We start from the raw sequence: 14,110 nt of genomic DNA on the forward strand, positions 1-14,110 counted from the left end.
GAACGTGAGCCGTCCTATGCTTCTGCTGTGACCCGAGTCCTACCTGCCATCCTCGTCGCCGCACTGGCTGCCGCGTCGTTCGCCGGCTGCGCAAAAGCCGAACCTCCGACGCCGCGCTTCAAGACCGCGATCGAAAAGTGCGATATCCGGGGCGAAGACGGCGTTGAGTACGCCGACGAGGGAGCGTCTTTGATCCTCAGCACTGCCGGCGAGGACGATTTTGGTTCGGGCATGATCACGTGGTCCGACGTTGAGTGCGTGCTGAAGCGCACGAAGGCGACAGAGGCGACACTGAACCGAATGCTGAGCACCCGGGCGCTTGATGGCATGCAGGACGCCTCGTGGAAGGGCGTCGAGGCATCGTGGACGTACCACCCGGACAACGGGTTCAACATCAGCCTTGAGGACACCGCTCTCGAGAGCGAACGGGACTGAGAGCGAGAGCCAGATATGAGCGACCAGGGCAAGCTGATGATGACGAGCGAGGCTGATGGCACGTTCACCATCACTCGCATGGCCGACGACGTTGTGCTCGGCCGTATGACACTCGACGACTTTGAGCACTGGCACGCCTGGCATGAGGACGGCAGTATCGAACAACGGTACCTAGGCGAGTTCGAGGACGACGGCGACGCCATCGCGGCGATCCGCGAAGCGTCGGATTCGCAGTAGCACGGGTTGCTGCTCTTCTGGACGCCCCGCCCCTCATTTCGAGGGGCGGGGCGTTCGGCTGCTACCAGTTGCGGTCACTGACCTTCCGAGCGGGGTTGCCCGCCCACACTTCGCCGGCAGGCACATCCTTGGTGACGACGGAGTTTGCTCCGATCACCGCGCCCGCGCCAATGTGGCGGTCACTGGTCCCAGTAAGGATCACGGCCCCGGTGCAGAGGATCGCCCCGTTGCCGATGTACGTGTCCCCCGGGTACTCGCCGTCCAGTCGTGCCCGACCGATCGTGACGTGGTGGTAGATCCGTACGTCGTCGCCGATTTTCACCCTTGGGTGGAGGACCGTGCCGACACCGCGGTGCTCGATCGTCAGACGCTTGCCTACCTCGATCGACGCAGGGCAATCGAATCCCATCGCGTAGCCGACCTTGCGGAGCAGGCTGCCGAGCACGGGCACACGCCGGTAATCGACGATCATCGAAGTCATCCCCATGAAAGCGAGACTACTTCACCATGAGGGCGCGTTCGGGGGCGCTGAACGACGAACAACTCCATCGAGCTCTCAACGGAACCCGAGGGGCCGTTGCCGGGCATCACGCCATCCGCGCCAGCGCGTCCTCAAGGATGAGATCGGCGACGGCAGCCTGCCCGTACGCGTTGAAGTGCACGCCGTCGAAATACATGCCAAGCCCAGCGCTGCCCGCGGCAAGACCTGGCTCGAGTGCGCTCCGGAGGTCTGTCACGAACGAGTTCGGCGTCGCCGCAGCAGCCGCGTACACGGCGTCGACGTAAGCCTGGTAGGGATAGGCCCGGGCCGCCCCCGTGATGGATGGCTCAGGGAAGACAATGAATTGCACTGTCGGCTTCACCGTAACTGGAGCGATCATCCACGACACGGAATTCGTGAGCTGCGTCTGGAAAAGCGCCGGGTCGACGTTGCCGAAGTATTCGTTGAACCCGAACTCGATGGTCAGCATCCGCGGCTGGATGAGTCCCATCGACTGGAAGATCAGTGACGTCGAGTCGGTGCCGTAGTCGCCGATCTTCGCCGAACCTTTACCGCCGTCCCAGATGCGGATTCCCTTGGTCCGGTCGCCGTTGTACGGCATGATCCCGTCGATCGCGACGTTGCCTACGGAGCCGCCCGTGATGCGAATCGTGTGGGAGCCAGCAGTGAGGCCGGTCACGGAGAACTTGGTCGCCTTCCGAGCCGACGTCGGCAGGTTCCATGCCTGCGCTGCGCCGCCGTCCACTGAGACTGTTGCGGTGGTGCTGGCGGTGGCGAGGGTGCCGCCGAAGACGTCAACGGAGTCGCCGGTGAACGTGAACTGGATCCAATCCGACGTGGTGGTGAGGGCAAGCGATCGAGACGCAAGCCCCGAGCCCACTGCGATGAGGTTGCCTGAGTAGGTCACGCCAGCCGGGGTTACCCGCCCGTTCGCAGTAGTCCCCGCAACAAAGAACGTCTGGTAGAACGCGGGGATGTACCCGACGCTCCCAGTGACCGGAGACAGCAGCGGGAACCGACTACGGAGGGTGAGCTGCAACCTGTCCAGCCAACGCACCTGACGCCCGAGAGCAAGCTCGGGTGCACCGTTCGCCGGGCCACCCTCGGTCATAGAGGTGCCCCAGCAAACCCAATCGAATGGTGCAACGTCGCGACCGCCGAGGCCAGATGTCAGAGGGCGCTTGGCCGTTTGTCGCGTTACCCGGGTTGCGGCTTTCACAAAGCGACCGTCAAGCGCCATACCCTCAGGTGTAGCAGGGTCTGCAAAGTTCGACGCCATGCGCGTGCGAACAGTGTCGGGGAACTGCTTGGTATCCGAATCGACGGAGGGGAGAAGCGGTGAGCCCATGGTTATTCCTTCTGTGTCGAGTTACAATGAGCAGGTCAAGCAATGAGTGGCCTGACGAAAGCACCGCCCCCTACCAAAAGGGGGCGGTGCTTTCTTTTGCGGCTATGCGGGAAAGGGTCAGCTGACCATCCCTGCGAGTTCACGAGTGAGCTGGCGGCCCAGCACCGTTGTGAGCGTGTTGGGGTCGAGGTTCGGCATCGGCTTGAAGTGGTTGTGCTGCTCCACCGAAGTGCTCGGTGCCGGTGCTGCCTGCACGACTCGTGTCGGATCCATGTACCGGACGTTGCCTCCGTTGTTCATCGCCTCGAGCAGCGGCCGGTTCGCAGCCGTCGCATACGCGTTCATCACGAACTCGCGACCATGCACGACACCGGCAACGGCTCCGGGGTGGCCATCGCCGGTGTAGCCGCCGACCGCGTACCCGGGGACGCCCAGAGCGCGACCAATGACGCGCTGCAGCTTTCGAGACTCGGCGTTGATCGCGCTGGTGATCTTCGCTGTGTTCCGGTTGGCCGCCGTCAGCTGCTTCTCGGCGGCGTCGATGAGCTTCCCGTAGTTGGCGTCGGCGACCTGGCTACCGATTGCCGAGGACGTCGACTGGATCGACTTGTACTGCGTGTTGATCGCGGCGATCTGCGAATTCGACGATGAGGCGAGCGACTTCGCGAGTGGGATCCCCTCGTCGATGCCGAGCGACGCGATCTCGCTCAGCAGTGCGGGAGCGAGACCGTTCTTCTGCAGCTTCGACAGCAGCGACTGGAACTCCTTGAGCTTGGTTGCACGCCCAGTCAGTGCCCGCTGCAGCGACGACGACGATCGGTAGTCGCCGTACGCGAAGTCCGACAGCTTGCCCTGGATGGAAGACGACATCGACGACGCCGACGACTTCAGCCCGTCGAGCTTGTCCGACGCCTTACTGACCGCCGACGCGGCCTTGTCGGACTGCTTCTCGAGGCTCAGCAGCCGCTTCTCTGACGCACCAGCAACGCGCGCCACGGACAGCCGGAACCGCTCCGGGAACTTGCTGTCCGTAGCGATCTGGAACGCCTGCGACACAGCAGACTGGCCCGTCAGGCTGCCCGTACGCACTCCGGTGCGGAAGCCGTAGATGTCGCTCTGCCGAGCGAGCCGCGCAGCCTCCGCTTTCTGCCGAGCCTCAGCACGCTCCTTCGCCATCTTCGCACGAGCCTCAGCAGCCTTCTGAGCCGCTTCAGCTGAACCACCCCCTGCGAGGTGAACCAGCCCGCCGTTGGCGTACCGGCCCGCGTTGACGGCATCTAGGAACCCGGTCCCGTACTTGCTGACCGACCGCTCCCGGATGACGTACTCGCCGTTCGACAGCATCGCGGGGATCGAGTCGGACGTGCCCGTGCCGGGACCGGAAATGTAGCCGCCGTACGCCTTCTTGTTCTTGAAGACGCCGTTGGTGTTCTCCGGAGTTCCCACGGTGACACGGTTCGTCGTGATGGTGATGGTCTTTGACTGCACCAGGCCCAGCGAATTGAGGACGCCCTGGATTGCCGACTGCGCCTGAGCCGTCGCAGCGTTGACCTGGGTGCGCTTCTCCTTCGGCAGCGCATTGAGCCGCTGCTGGTACTCAGACGTCTTCGACGCAGCCTCCGGGGCGTTGTTCTGGAACGTCGTCGCCCAGTCAGTCGGGGTGCCGATGATCTTGTTCGCGTAGTCCTGAGCCGCCTGACCCGTGATGCCGTACTGCCCCAGCGCTCGGATGAGCTCGCTGCGCCCCTGCTCCATGGCTGCAGTAGCCGACTGCTGACTACCGGTCTGCTCAAAGATAGAGCCGGCAGCGTTCTGAGCCGCCTGAGCGATCCCGTCGAGCGCGGACTGGTTGTTGCGCCCCTTCTCCGTCGAGATGTCGAGCGAGGTGCCGTTCTCCTTGAGGGAGTCCGTCACCCCATCGACCGCGGCCTGGAACTGACGCTTCGCCTCACGGGCATCGAGCGTCGGGGAGGTCAGAGCCCGCAGCGCGTTCGCGACCTCATCGATGCTCGGAGCCGCCTCACCAGCAGCACCTTGCAGCGCGTTGAGGGCTTCAGCGTTGTCCTCGGTCGGCTGCTTCGCGCCCTTCGCTGCGTCCGCGTACTGGCCCATTGCCAGCTTCACGAGGTTCGTGTCGTTCGCGGTGATGCCGAGAGCGTCCGCCTGCTGGACGAGCGCCGACCGATAGTCGCCCCCGATCGCGTCGACCAGCCGGTGCAGCGACTTCTGCGACCCGTCGGTCTGCTCAGCTAGCAGCTCGAACGCCCTCACCGCCTTCGACGGGTCCGCCTGTGCGAGCTGGCCCATCTCCGTGTTGATGTCACGCAGCGCGTTGATGCCCTGGTTGAAGTCGGTGTTGGTGAACCGGGTCAGGATGGCCTGGAAGCCGTTGTCGCTGTTGTGGGACGCGAACGACTGTAGAGCCGCGTCCATGTCCTTCAGCTGATCCTTCACACTGCCGTCGATGCCCGCGGAGAGCTGCCCCTTTCCGAGCGTCTTGTAGATCTCCGCAGCCGAGGAAGCCGACTTGAGGGTGTGCGTGACTTCGGCGCTGTCCGCCTTCAGCTTCTCGAGCTCCGTGTTCAGCAGTGCCACAGCGGTGACGCCGAGGGTGACACCGCCAACCCACGGACCGCCAAGGAAGCGGGACACCGAGCTCAGCGCCGCTCGGCCCGTGATGCCGCTCTCCCGCAGCGACGCCATCGCGGATCGGAACTCGACGATCTTCGGCACCGCAAGAAGCAGTCCGCCACCCAGAAGCGTTGCCGCGCCGACAACGCCAGTAGCCCCAAGCGCCGTGGCCTTCAGCGGCTCAGGGAGCTCCCGTGCCTTCTGAATGAACGACGTCAGATCCTGCACCATCGGACGCAGCGCGCTACTCGCGGACGTCCCGGTCTCGATCAGGCCGGCCTGGAACGCCGACTTGAGCTTGTTGAGGTCACCGTTGAGGTTGTTGGACTTCTTCGCAGCCTGGTCGATGGCGTAGCCGGCGTCGTTGTTCTGGTCGATGTACTCCTGGATGCCGTCAGCACCCTCCTTGTACAGAACCGTCGCAGCACGCACCGCGTCCGCACCGAAGATCTGTGACAGAGCCTGCTGACGCTGAGCATCCGACAGCGTGGACAGTCGGTCGTGCAGCACCTGAGCGATGTCAGCGGCACCAAGGAACTGTCCGTTCGCGTCCTCGACATTGATGCCGAGAGACTTCATCAGCTGCGCCGACTCCTTCGACGGGTTCGCCAGCATCTGCAGCATGCTCTTCAGTGACGTACCCGCGTCAGAACCCAGCAGACCAGCATCCGCGAACGACGACAGCACACCCGTCGTTTCCTCGATCGAGAAGCCAAAGTTCGACGCGACCAGACCAGACTGGTTCAGCGCATCACCCAGCTGCTCAACACCACCCAGCGCCTTACCGGCACCAGCCGCAAGCAGGTCAGCGATGTGCGGAACGTCGGAGCCCTCGAGGTTGAACTGCTTCATCGCAACCGCAGCGATCTGCGTCGCCCGACCAAGATCCACGTTGTCCGACGCAGCCAACGCCAGAACACCCGTCAGACCGCCGCTAAGAATGTCCTTCGTCGCAAGGCCCGCCTTACCCAGCTCCACCTGCGCCTCACTCACCTGCGTTGCCGTGTACCCGAACGCCGCACCAGCAGTCAGAGCCTGGTTCCGGAACTTGCCCATCTCCGACGCCGTAGCGTTCGTCGCGGCCTGCACCTTCGACATCTGCGCGTCGAAATCCGCAGCCATCTTGGTGACGATCAGGACAGAGCCCGTCGCCGCGGCACCCATCGTGAGCAGGGAGCCACCCACGCGCTCAGCTGCCTGCCCGACCTTCTCGAGCTTGTCGGATTCTTTCGCCGTGTCAGCTGTCGCCTTACGGACCTTCTCCATGCCCCTGACGTAATTGTCGATTGCGGCACGAATTGTTACTTGAACTACTCGGTCTGCCAAAGTTCTCTCCTATGATTAGGAGAAATCGGCATACCAAAACACTCACCCATACCCGGGCATGCCAAGATCTCTCTTGTTCATGCCCGGGTAAACCGGCGGGCTAAGTTCCTACATCAATTGTCTCATTGCATCCACTCGATCAGCTGAGTCGCTGCAACCATTCTTCAAACACACGTCGCAATTCGCGGTCCCGGGGCGAATCGTTTCTGACCTCTTCCGTTGAAGTTGCATCACCAGGGCCAACCAGTGTGAAAAGCGTCTTTTCCGACCCTCGGTTCCACCCAGAGGGACGCACAGCAGGCAGCGGATGCACCGGGCAATCTGTGGGATGGACGAGCGCCCTACGTGCAGCACGGGACGCGGACGCTGCGCCGGGGATGTCAGTCGCCCCGGCACGTTGCGCTGCGCGCCACGCCCTAAAGCGCTCCAACGAGCAGCGCCCCGGCCAGTCCGCCTCGACGAACTCCAACAGCCAGGGAGGCCCGCTAGCCCGTGTCGACCTACGCCGAGGCATCAGCGCATCCCGTAGACACCGCGCACCTTGCGCGCCGCTGGCAAGTTGTCGTCCTCGAGCGGTGGGATACCGAGTGTTGCCAAGAGTCGAGCCAGGGTCAGCCGCTGTTGGCGCGCCTCCCCCACCCCTGGATGCACACGCGAACCCTGCGGTGACGGGATCATGAGCCCCTCTGCCTTGACCGCCGCATCGAGTTCGACAATGCGGTCCCGAGTCCTGCACGCTTCCTCGAGCATCGCGAGCTCATGCTGCGCCCACTCGAATTCCGCCGTACCTGCGTGCCAAAGACGACGCCCCGCAGCGTTCAAGCCGCGGGGCGTTCGCGCGTCCGTTTCGGTGCCGTTTGAATCAGACACTTCCGCTCCAATCCTGGACAGCAGCGGGCGCAGGGCCAAGCGTTCTGGCCTCACGGAGAGATGGGTCGCCGCCCCGGAGGTACTGGTTGCTACAAGGGATGGTACATCCCCCACCCCGCTTCACCAATCCCTTGAGGTCGGGTACTGCCCTCGCGAGGTGTTGCCACGTGCGCTGTTGCACCCGTTGATAGTGCGCCGGCTTGAGGTTGGCACGGCGCAGTGGATCACCGCCGTCGCTGGTGGCGGTTACGTGGTCGACGCTGAAGGCTCGCGGCTGCCGACCAATGAGCGTGTAGTCAATCGGTTCGGAGCAGAGCCAGCACGGCTCACCCGCTGCCTGACTCTCTGCCTTTACCGTGGCGACCAACCGGTTCCATGGGCGTCCGCTTGCTGGCATCAGTCAGCCGCCTCTGCGACCTGTTCAATCATCGAGTCGGAGAGGGCACGGATCTCGGTGGGCTTGTCGGCCTGGAACGCGAAGTCATTGAACGTGTTCTGCAGTGTCTGCCCTGCAGCCTCGTCGCCGTAGCGGATGTCCCACAGCTCCTGCGCTTTGGTCTCGAGCGTCGAGTGGTCTTCGAGGTAGCGGTTGATGACGTCGACTTCACCGTCTCCGTATGCCTTGGCGAGGATGGCTTTGGCGAGGATGGTGTCGTTGCTGATGGCTGCCGTGTCGTAGAGGGCAGCCAGCGCCGTACCGTCCTCGGCTCGACTGGCTCGGTCGAGTGCGTCGCGGTAAGAGAGTGTGTCGGATGTGGATGCGTACTTCGGGAGGCCGAACATCTCTGCTTCGAGTGCAATACGCCGGCCGTTGAGCGTGGCGTCTCGCTCGTCTCGCAGCTGGCCAAGCTGGTGGTTGGTGTCGCGGTATAGCTTGGCGATGGCCTGCTGCTTGGCTTCGGGCGTGAAGCGTCGGTCGTTGCGGATCTCTTCGACGCGACGCTGGTACTGCTGCCGGGTGGTCTCTGCCAGCTCGTGCTGCTTGGTACGGGGCGTGGTCATGCTGGTTCCTTCCGTGCTTTGAAGTGTGCGAGTTGTTCGCGGTTGATTCGGTAGGCGCGACCTACTCTGTTCGCTTTGAGTCTGTTCTCACGGATTGCCTTGCGGATTGCACGGTCTGTCATCGCGAGGGCGTCAGCTGCTTGCTTTGTGCTGAGCCATTCTGATTGTGCATTGAGTTCCGCTTTGGGCGCATCTGCTGTTCCGGTTGCGGTATTTCTCCAATGCAGGGCGATCACCTTGAGCGCGACCAGGGCGTTGTCCACGTCGGCGTCCTCACCGCGGTGCTCAAAGTGGTAGCGATCTAGCGCCGCGTACCTCAACAGGACTGCGGCGACCCTCCCGCTGATGAGCACTGCCGGGCCTGTCACCCCAACGACCAAGCTCTCTTGCGACCTACTCATGCTCGACATCCCGAAGCGCTAACGTTCTGCCAGCTGGGACCGATAGGGGACCTGGATGACTCCCAACACCTGCTCGACATTGGCCCAGATCGTTCCGGTCCTCATGCTGGCCGTTCTGCTGGAAAGTCGCAGCATTAACTCTCAGTGGCGCAGATACCCGAGATACCTCACTTTGATGGCAATTGCCATCGTAATCGGCTTTGTAGCTCTCATTTATCTCGTAGTCGGCGTGAATAACGGCGGACTCGGCCTGGATAGCCAGTGGATTGCCTGGGGCGCGTCGGCGATAGTTGCTCTTGCAGCGGGGACGCAATTCGTTCTCATCGGAATGAGCATCGAACAGGAGAACAAGGCAGCAGCGGCCGTCGAGGCGCAAGCGGCTCTTGACGAAGAGACGTTGGCAGCCGAGATCGCGATCCGGGAGCGGCTGAAGCTCAACTGGCTGGGCCGACGGTATCTGCGTCTCACGCAAGACGGTCGCCACCTTCGGAAGCTTCCGTGAAGGTCAGCCACCACTGCTGAGCTGCAGCCCGCATGTTGTAGTCAGTGCCGTCGCTCACCTTGTAGCACGGCTCGAGGTAGAGCATCGCGAGGTGCAGCAGCGCCCCGTAGAGGACGTCTGGCCAGGCATCGGGACCGAGCTTGGCTGTGGCGAGGGCGTGGTGGTCGACGACGGTCTGGACCATCTCGTTGGGATCGTCGGTGACGGTCGCGAGTTGAGTGGCGAGGGCGTAGCCGGCGAGGCTGATGGATCCTGCTCCAACGACGGTGCTGGGGGTTCCTTCGCGGTCTTCGTAGAGCTGGGTGAGCATCTTGTTGCCGGCTGCCTCGAGTTCGTCGAGGTAGGCCTTGAGCCAGTTACTGCTTGCTTCGGGCATGAGTGGTCCTAACGGTCGTGATGCAGCCCGAAGGCTGGGTGGTTGAGACGCGGGCATGTGTCGTCGTGCTCAAGGACGGCATGCGAGATGCCGGGGCCTGAGATGTCGATGACTGCTGCGGCTGAGCAGTCGGGGCAGACGACTGTCAGCGGGTTCATGCCGCGTCCTCGTAGGGGGTGTTAGAAGCGTTAGAAGTGTTAGAACCCTCTTCGGAACTAACAGATCTAACGGAACTAACAGGGCCATAGAGGCCCCGTGATGGCTTCAAGATGCGCTTCGCGTCCACGGCACGCTTGAGGTACACGTCCAGCTGAGCAACCGGGATCGTCGGCAGCAGGTGCTGAATCTCCTGACGAGACACTGGAGCTTCCGCCTGGTAAATGACGCCGATGATGTCGGCCATCCGATCCCCCACTCCCGTGGACACCTTGATGGCGTCAGCAGCAGCACGAGCAGCCTCCAGCCCTCCACCGTTGAGTGCCCAAGCTCCCGAGTCGGATAGCAGCAGTGCGTACTCGCCCTCTTTCGCATCGCGAGAGGTGACATGTAGCGTCGCGCTCTGCTCCTGTCGCTCCCGTCGCAGCACAAGCACCGTGTCGGCAGCTCCTGCGATGCCCTGGGTGCCACTCACAGCGTCCAGGAAGTCCTCCCCGCCGCTCTTGCGGGTGTGGTGGACGATGATCAGCGACGAGCCCGGTTCGGCGTCTGTAGTTGCCTTGAGCGCGCCCAGGAACTCGTAGTCGGCGGCGTACTGCGACTTCGTTGCTGCGGTACTCGGCAACACCTTTCCGAGGGTGTCGAGGATGACGACGGGGTTCTGGTCGATGTTCCGGGAGATGAACTCCCTGATTGCTGGGATCACCTGACCGCCATCGAGTGCTGTGACGAACTCGAGCCGCGGGGTGACCACCTCAGGGTTGAGCGTGCGAATGCGCTGCTGCAGGCGGCGGGGGCCGTCTTCGAGTGCAAGGTACAGAACCGGTCGTGGTGCACCCGTAGGTACACCGCCAAGCGCTTTCTCGCCAACGTGGAGCGAGAGCGCCAGTCCGAGCACTAGCCAGCTCTTGCCGATCTTCGGCGCTGCGACGAGCAGGGTCATGCCCTCGGGGATGATGCCGGGGACGACGTACTGAGTGGGTGGGAAATCCTGCGCCATCAGCCAACGGGCATCGAAAGTGGTGGGAGGTCGGGTCATTGGGTCTCCTGTCCGGAGTAGATCTGGGCGCGGATCTCGGCCGCTCGTTTGGCTGCGGCTTCAGCGCCGCGATGCTTCTGCGCCTCGAGGAAGGCGTTGGTTGTCTCGTGGTCACGCGATGGCTGGCGTCGGCACACTTCGGCGTAGAGCCGGTCTGCGTCGTCGTTCGCGTGGTCGACTTCGGGTTGCCGTGACGCACTGCCCTGCTCGAACGCGAAGACGTAGAACTGCCGAAGTGAGGGCGGCAGCTGTCTGAGCTCGACGACGCCAGCGGTGAGGTCGATCGCGAGCTGATGCATGAATCGCTCTGCGGCTGGCGAGAGGGCGATGGTGTCCGGGTACGAGAAAGCCCCCTCGTCCTCGTGGTGAGGATCTGGGGGCTTCCTGGTGCCGGACTGGCCTACGGCCACTCAGGCGGCTCCGGACGTTCCGCGTCCTGCGCAGCTTCGAGCAGGCAGATTGCGAGCCTCCGCGCCTGATCGCCCGCGAGTTCCGTCAGGGGGCGTTCCGCACGAAGCCCTACGACGCCATTGATGGCAAGCACGGCAAAGCCCTCGACTGTCGACCTTCCGACGGCCATCAGCGGGCGTTCCACACCTGCTGCACGCTCAGGCCAAGGGCTTCACGAGTTCGCTCGATCGACCGCACCGACGGGTCCACGCCGAACCAGAGGAAAGCGAATGCCAGCGGACTGATGGCAGTGCGGCGGCGCAGCGTCGAGTACGTGTGCCCCTGCAGGTGAGCTGTCGCTCGGATGCGTCGGCAGGCGTTGCGCGCGGTCAGGAGCGCCTTGCCCTGTCGGAGGATGGTGGTAGCGTTCTGCTTGAACATCAGTGTTCCTTCTGGTTCTTAGCGGTTCTGGTTGGAAGTAGGCCCGGTTGCAGCCGGGCCTTTTTTCATGCGCAGGGTCTTGCTCTTGCCCGTCCGGCTCGGTGCCGGCTCAGCGATTCGGACCAGGTAGCGGAGCATCTCTGCTGCCACCTCCGGCTCGAGGTTGAGTTGGACGGGATGCTCTGAGATGCCTGGCGACGACACCATGGCTCCCGAATTGTCTTGATGTCGCCGTTTGGTCCGCTGCCGGACCAAGCTCGGCCCCGTGATGCGCCAATCGAGTGGCAGCACCGAGTGGTTCACGAGTTCGACGACTGCATCGAAGGTGGGGTCCCGATGAGGGAGTACCGAGCGACCGTGGTCTGCCTGGCTGTTGTCAGAGGTCAAGCGGCCTCTCCCGCGGTCCCGGTCCGAGCGGACTCGTCCAACCACTCCTGGACGTCGGCTGGCGAGTAGCGCACGGTCTTCGGTCCGAGCTTTCGGTACTTCGGCCCGGTTCCCTTGAACCGCATCTGCGAGAGTGCCGATGCAGTCAGGCCGACCCAGTTCCCGACCTGCTCGCTGGTCAGTAGCGACTCCCTGGTGCTGAGCGTGTCTCCGGAGGACATCACCGTCTCCTTTCGTCAGACGAACGAGTTTTCGTCTAACGAAAGAGTAGGTGCAGTTTTCGTGTGACGCAAGTAACATGCATCAAGTGAACGCATCTGACCTCGACGCCCATGCCAACCGTGTTGCTGCCGAACTCGCTCGCGAGGTGCGCGCGGAGATGGCGCGGCAGTTGATCAGCAACCGGGAGCTCAGTCGTCGCCTCGAAGCTGTCGGGTACCCGAAGTCAGAGCCCACGATCAGCAGGATCACCCGCGGCACTCAGGGGCTGACCGCTGTCGACCTGATCATGATCTGCGGCGTGCTGGGCGTTTCTCCGGCCGAGATGGTCGCTCAGGCCACGAAGGTCGCTGAAGAGAACGAACAGGGCGTGACCGATGGCCAGCATTGAGCCCTACGAGACCAACGCCGGCACCCGGTACAAGGTCCGCTATCGGACGCCTGATCGGAAGCAGCGCGAGAAGAAGGGCTTCGTGCGGAAGCGCGATGCAGAGACGTACCGGGCGACGATCGAGGTTTCGAAGCACCGCGGCGAGTACGTCGACCCTTCCGACGCGAAGGTCACGGTCGGCGAGCTTGCGGTTGCGTGGCTCGCAGGGCAGACGCATCTGAAGCCGTCGTCTCTGCGACCCGTGGAGACGTCGTGGCGCGTGCATGTGGAGCCGCGGTGGGGGAAGGTCCCGGTCGGCGCTGTGAGTCACTCAGCGGTACAGGCGTGGGTCGCTGGCCTCTCCAGCGAGCGCGGCGCGACGACGGTACTGCGCGCGTACGGGGTGCTGGCCGGGATCCTGGACGTCGCGGTGAAGGATCGCCGCGTGAGCGTGAACCACGCTCGAGGGGTGAACCTCCCCCGCAAGGTGTCGAAGCCGCACGTCTACCTTTCTCAGAAGCAGCTGGCGGCACTCGTGCGGGCGTCCGGCGAACGCGGCGCGCTCGTGGCCGTGCTCGGCTACACGGGCCTCCGGTGGGGTGAAGCGATCGGGCTGCGGGTGCGAGACCTAGACATGCTGCGCCGACGACTGTCGGTCGTGGAGAACGCGGTGGAGGTCAACGGGACGATGGAGGTCGGCACCCCCAAGACGCACAAGCGGCGGACACTCGTCTTCCCGAAGCTGCTCGTGCCAGCGCTCGCCAAAGCATGCGAAGGCAAGGATCGCGAAGATCTCGTGTTCCCCGGCGCTGACGGCTCCTATATGCGGCGCACGCGGGCGTCCAAGGGCAGTAAGTCCTGGTTCGTCACAGCGCTCGCAGAATGCGGGCTGGACCCCATGACGCCGCACGACCTCCGTCACACCGCCGCGTCGCTGGCGATCAGCTCCGGCGCGAACGTCAAGGCAGTGCAACGCATGCTCGGGCACGCCTCCGCGGCGATGACGCTCGACGTGTACGCGGACCTGTTCGACGACGACCTGACGGCACTGGCCGACGGCATCGACGACGCAGCGCGTGCAGCAGATGTGTTCGATCTGTGGGGCTCTGCCGCTTCCTGAGACGGCGGAAGCCCCTCCGTCCCGCGTGTTCATGCGGATCGGAAGGGCTTCTCGTGTGCGGAGACGGAGGGATTTGAACCCTCGGTCCCCTCAAAGGGGACTCCACCTTAGCAGGGTGGTGCACTCGGCCGGACTATGCGACGTCTCCAAGCACTCTCGCGAGCGCTGCGACCACCATACAGGAGGACCGCGCCACTCTCGACCCGACGCACACCCGCGCGTGGCACGACCCGTCACACTCGGTCCCCCGAAGTGGGGACACGTGGGGGTTGTCGGGGCGTACCCCACTGCATACCATCATCGGGACGCGGCAATCACGTTCCGGGGCTCGTCCCCGTCGTCGCGACACAGCACCCGA

At 63.7% G+C, this 14,110-nt stretch carries 16 protein-coding genes and 1 tRNA gene; 5 read left to right on the top strand and 12 right to left on the bottom strand.

Features of this window, described 5'->3' with window-relative positions; all coding sequences use genetic code 11:
- Window positions 1-27 precede the first annotated feature (27 nt).
- Together OE229_RS16255 and OE229_RS16260 are read left to right on the top strand one after the other, a co-directional pair.
- Entirely contained in the window at window positions 28-435 is a 408-nt protein-coding gene (locus OE229_RS16255; RefSeq protein ID WP_262138900.1) for a hypothetical protein, read from the top strand.
- Window positions 436-450: 15 nt separating this feature from the next.
- Window positions 451-672 (top strand): hypothetical protein, encoded by a 222-nt coding sequence (locus tag OE229_RS16260; RefSeq protein ID WP_262138902.1) that lies wholly within the window; start codon window positions 451-453, stop codon window positions 670-672.
- A 61-nt stretch (window positions 673-733) separates the two neighbouring features.
- Here the strand turns inward: OE229_RS16260 and OE229_RS16265 are convergent, their stop codons facing one another.
- The 6 genes from OE229_RS16265 to OE229_RS16290 form a co-directional block, all read right to left on the bottom strand.
- On the bottom strand, window positions 734-1,144 hold the full coding sequence (locus OE229_RS16265) for an LbetaH domain-containing protein (protein ID WP_262138904.1): 411 nt from the start codon (window positions 1,142-1,144) through the stop codon (window positions 734-736).
- A 115-nt stretch (window positions 1,145-1,259) separates the two neighbouring features.
- Window positions 1,260-2,081, bottom strand: coding sequence for an SGNH/GDSL hydrolase family protein (locus tag OE229_RS16270; protein WP_262138906.1), 822 nt, complete (start codon window positions 2,079-2,081; stop codon window positions 1,260-1,262).
- A 558-nt stretch (window positions 2,082-2,639) separates the two neighbouring features.
- Window positions 2,640-6,419, bottom strand: a complete 3,780-nt coding sequence (locus OE229_RS16275; protein WP_262138908.1) for a phage tail tape measure protein — start codon at window positions 6,417-6,419, stop codon at window positions 2,640-2,642.
- A gap of 573 nt (window positions 6,420-6,992) precedes the next feature.
- Window positions 6,993-7,229, bottom strand: coding sequence for a hypothetical protein (locus OE229_RS16280; RefSeq protein WP_262138909.1), 237 nt, complete (start codon window positions 7,227-7,229; stop codon window positions 6,993-6,995).
- Window positions 7,230-7,745: 516 nt separating this feature from the next.
- Complete coding sequence (locus OE229_RS16285; protein ID WP_262138911.1) at window positions 7,746-8,351, bottom strand: hypothetical protein; 606 nt, start codon at window positions 8,349-8,351, stop codon at window positions 7,746-7,748.
- On the bottom strand, window positions 8,348-8,614 hold the full coding sequence (locus tag OE229_RS16290) for an excisionase family DNA-binding protein (protein ID WP_262138913.1): 267 nt from the start codon (window positions 8,612-8,614) through the stop codon (window positions 8,348-8,350). The genes OE229_RS16285 and OE229_RS16290 overlap by 4 nt, the downstream gene beginning before the upstream one ends.
- A gap of 193 nt (window positions 8,615-8,807) precedes the next feature.
- Between OE229_RS16290 and OE229_RS16295 the strand changes: the two genes are divergently transcribed.
- Window positions 8,808-9,254, top strand: coding sequence for a hypothetical protein (locus OE229_RS16295; protein ID WP_262138915.1), 447 nt, complete (start codon window positions 8,808-8,810; stop codon window positions 9,252-9,254).
- On the opposite strand, the gene OE229_RS16300 is transcribed toward OE229_RS16295, so the two are convergent.
- From OE229_RS16300 to OE229_RS16320, 5 genes are all read right to left on the bottom strand, one after another.
- Complete coding sequence (locus OE229_RS16300; RefSeq protein WP_262138916.1) at window positions 9,217-9,630, bottom strand: hypothetical protein; 414 nt, start codon at window positions 9,628-9,630, stop codon at window positions 9,217-9,219. The genes OE229_RS16295 and OE229_RS16300 overlap by 38 nt on opposite strands.
- A gap of 154 nt (window positions 9,631-9,784) precedes the next feature.
- A complete protein-coding gene (locus tag OE229_RS16305) occupies window positions 9,785-10,825 on the bottom strand; it encodes an AAA family ATPase (RefSeq protein ID WP_262138917.1) in 1,041 nt (346 codons plus the stop codon).
- Entirely contained in the window at window positions 10,822-11,124 is a 303-nt protein-coding gene (locus OE229_RS16310) for a hypothetical protein (RefSeq protein ID WP_262138920.1), read from the bottom strand. Before OE229_RS16310 ends, OE229_RS16305 begins: the two co-directional genes overlap by 4 nt.
- Before the next feature lie 280 nt (window positions 11,125-11,404).
- Window positions 11,405-11,656 (bottom strand): hypothetical protein, encoded by a 252-nt coding sequence (locus OE229_RS16315; RefSeq protein WP_262138921.1) that lies wholly within the window; start codon window positions 11,654-11,656, stop codon window positions 11,405-11,407.
- A gap of 383 nt (window positions 11,657-12,039) precedes the next feature.
- Window positions 12,040-12,264: a helix-turn-helix transcriptional regulator gene (locus tag OE229_RS16320; RefSeq protein WP_262138923.1), complete on the bottom strand. Its 225-nt coding sequence runs from the start codon at window positions 12,262-12,264 to the stop codon at window positions 12,040-12,042.
- A gap of 86 nt (window positions 12,265-12,350) precedes the next feature.
- Between OE229_RS16320 and OE229_RS16325 the strand changes: the two genes are divergently transcribed.
- Both OE229_RS16325 and OE229_RS16330 read left to right on the top strand, forming a co-directional pair.
- The gene (locus tag OE229_RS16325; RefSeq protein WP_262138925.1) at window positions 12,351-12,653 is read left to right on the top strand and encodes a helix-turn-helix transcriptional regulator; all 303 of its coding nucleotides are present in this window, start codon (window positions 12,351-12,353) and stop codon (window positions 12,651-12,653) included.
- Window positions 12,640-13,752: a tyrosine-type recombinase/integrase gene (locus OE229_RS16330; protein WP_262138926.1), complete on the top strand. Its 1,113-nt coding sequence runs from the start codon at window positions 12,640-12,642 to the stop codon at window positions 13,750-13,752. Before OE229_RS16325 ends, OE229_RS16330 begins: the two co-directional genes overlap by 14 nt.
- Before the next feature lie 58 nt (window positions 13,753-13,810).
- Here OE229_RS16330 and OE229_RS16335 read toward each other — a convergent pair.
- A tRNA-Ser gene (locus tag OE229_RS16335) sits at window positions 13,811-13,900 on the bottom strand.
- Window positions 13,901-14,110 lie beyond the last annotated feature (210 nt).

Source organism: Curtobacterium poinsettiae, assembly GCF_025677645.1.
Taxonomy (GTDB): domain Bacteria; phylum Actinomycetota; class Actinomycetes; order Actinomycetales; family Microbacteriaceae; genus Curtobacterium; species Curtobacterium poinsettiae_A.

Excerpts from the sequence above, each read along its gene's own strand:
- OE229_RS16280 (WP_262138909.1), bottom strand. The coding sequence starts at position 7,229 with ATGCTCGAGGAAGCGTGCAGGACTCGGGACCGCATTGTCGAACTCGAT.
- OE229_RS16265 (WP_262138904.1), bottom strand. The coding sequence starts at position 1,144 with ATGATCGTCGATTACCGGCGTGTGCCCGTGCTCGGCAGCCTGCTCCGC.
- OE229_RS16330 (WP_262138926.1), top strand. The coding sequence starts at position 12,640 with ATGGCCAGCATTGAGCCCTACGAGACCAACGCCGGCACCCGGTACAAG.
- OE229_RS16300 (WP_262138916.1), bottom strand. The coding sequence starts at position 9,630 with ATGCCCGAAGCAAGCAGTAACTGGCTCAAGGCCTACCTCGACGAACTC.
- OE229_RS16295 (WP_262138915.1), top strand. The coding sequence starts at position 8,808 with ATGACTCCCAACACCTGCTCGACATTGGCCCAGATCGTTCCGGTCCTC.
- OE229_RS16285 (WP_262138911.1), bottom strand. The coding sequence starts at position 8,351 with ATGACCACGCCCCGTACCAAGCAGCACGAGCTGGCAGAGACCACCCGG.
- OE229_RS16315 (WP_262138921.1), bottom strand. The coding sequence starts at position 11,656 with ATGTTCAAGCAGAACGCTACCACCATCCTCCGACAGGGCAAGGCGCTC.
- OE229_RS16305 (WP_262138917.1), bottom strand. The coding sequence starts at position 10,825 with ATGACCCGACCTCCCACCACTTTCGATGCCCGTTGGCTGATGGCGCAG.
- OE229_RS16320 (WP_262138923.1), bottom strand. The coding sequence starts at position 12,264 with ATGTCCTCCGGAGACACGCTCAGCACCAGGGAGTCGCTACTGACCAGC.
- OE229_RS16310 (WP_262138920.1), bottom strand. The coding sequence starts at position 11,124 with ATGCATCAGCTCGCGATCGACCTCACCGCTGGCGTCGTCGAGCTCAGA.
- OE229_RS16275 (WP_262138908.1), bottom strand. The coding sequence starts at position 6,419 with ATGGAGAAGGTCCGTAAGGCGACAGCTGACACGGCGAAAGAATCCGAC.
- OE229_RS16260 (WP_262138902.1), top strand. The coding sequence starts at position 451 with ATGAGCGACCAGGGCAAGCTGATGATGACGAGCGAGGCTGATGGCACG.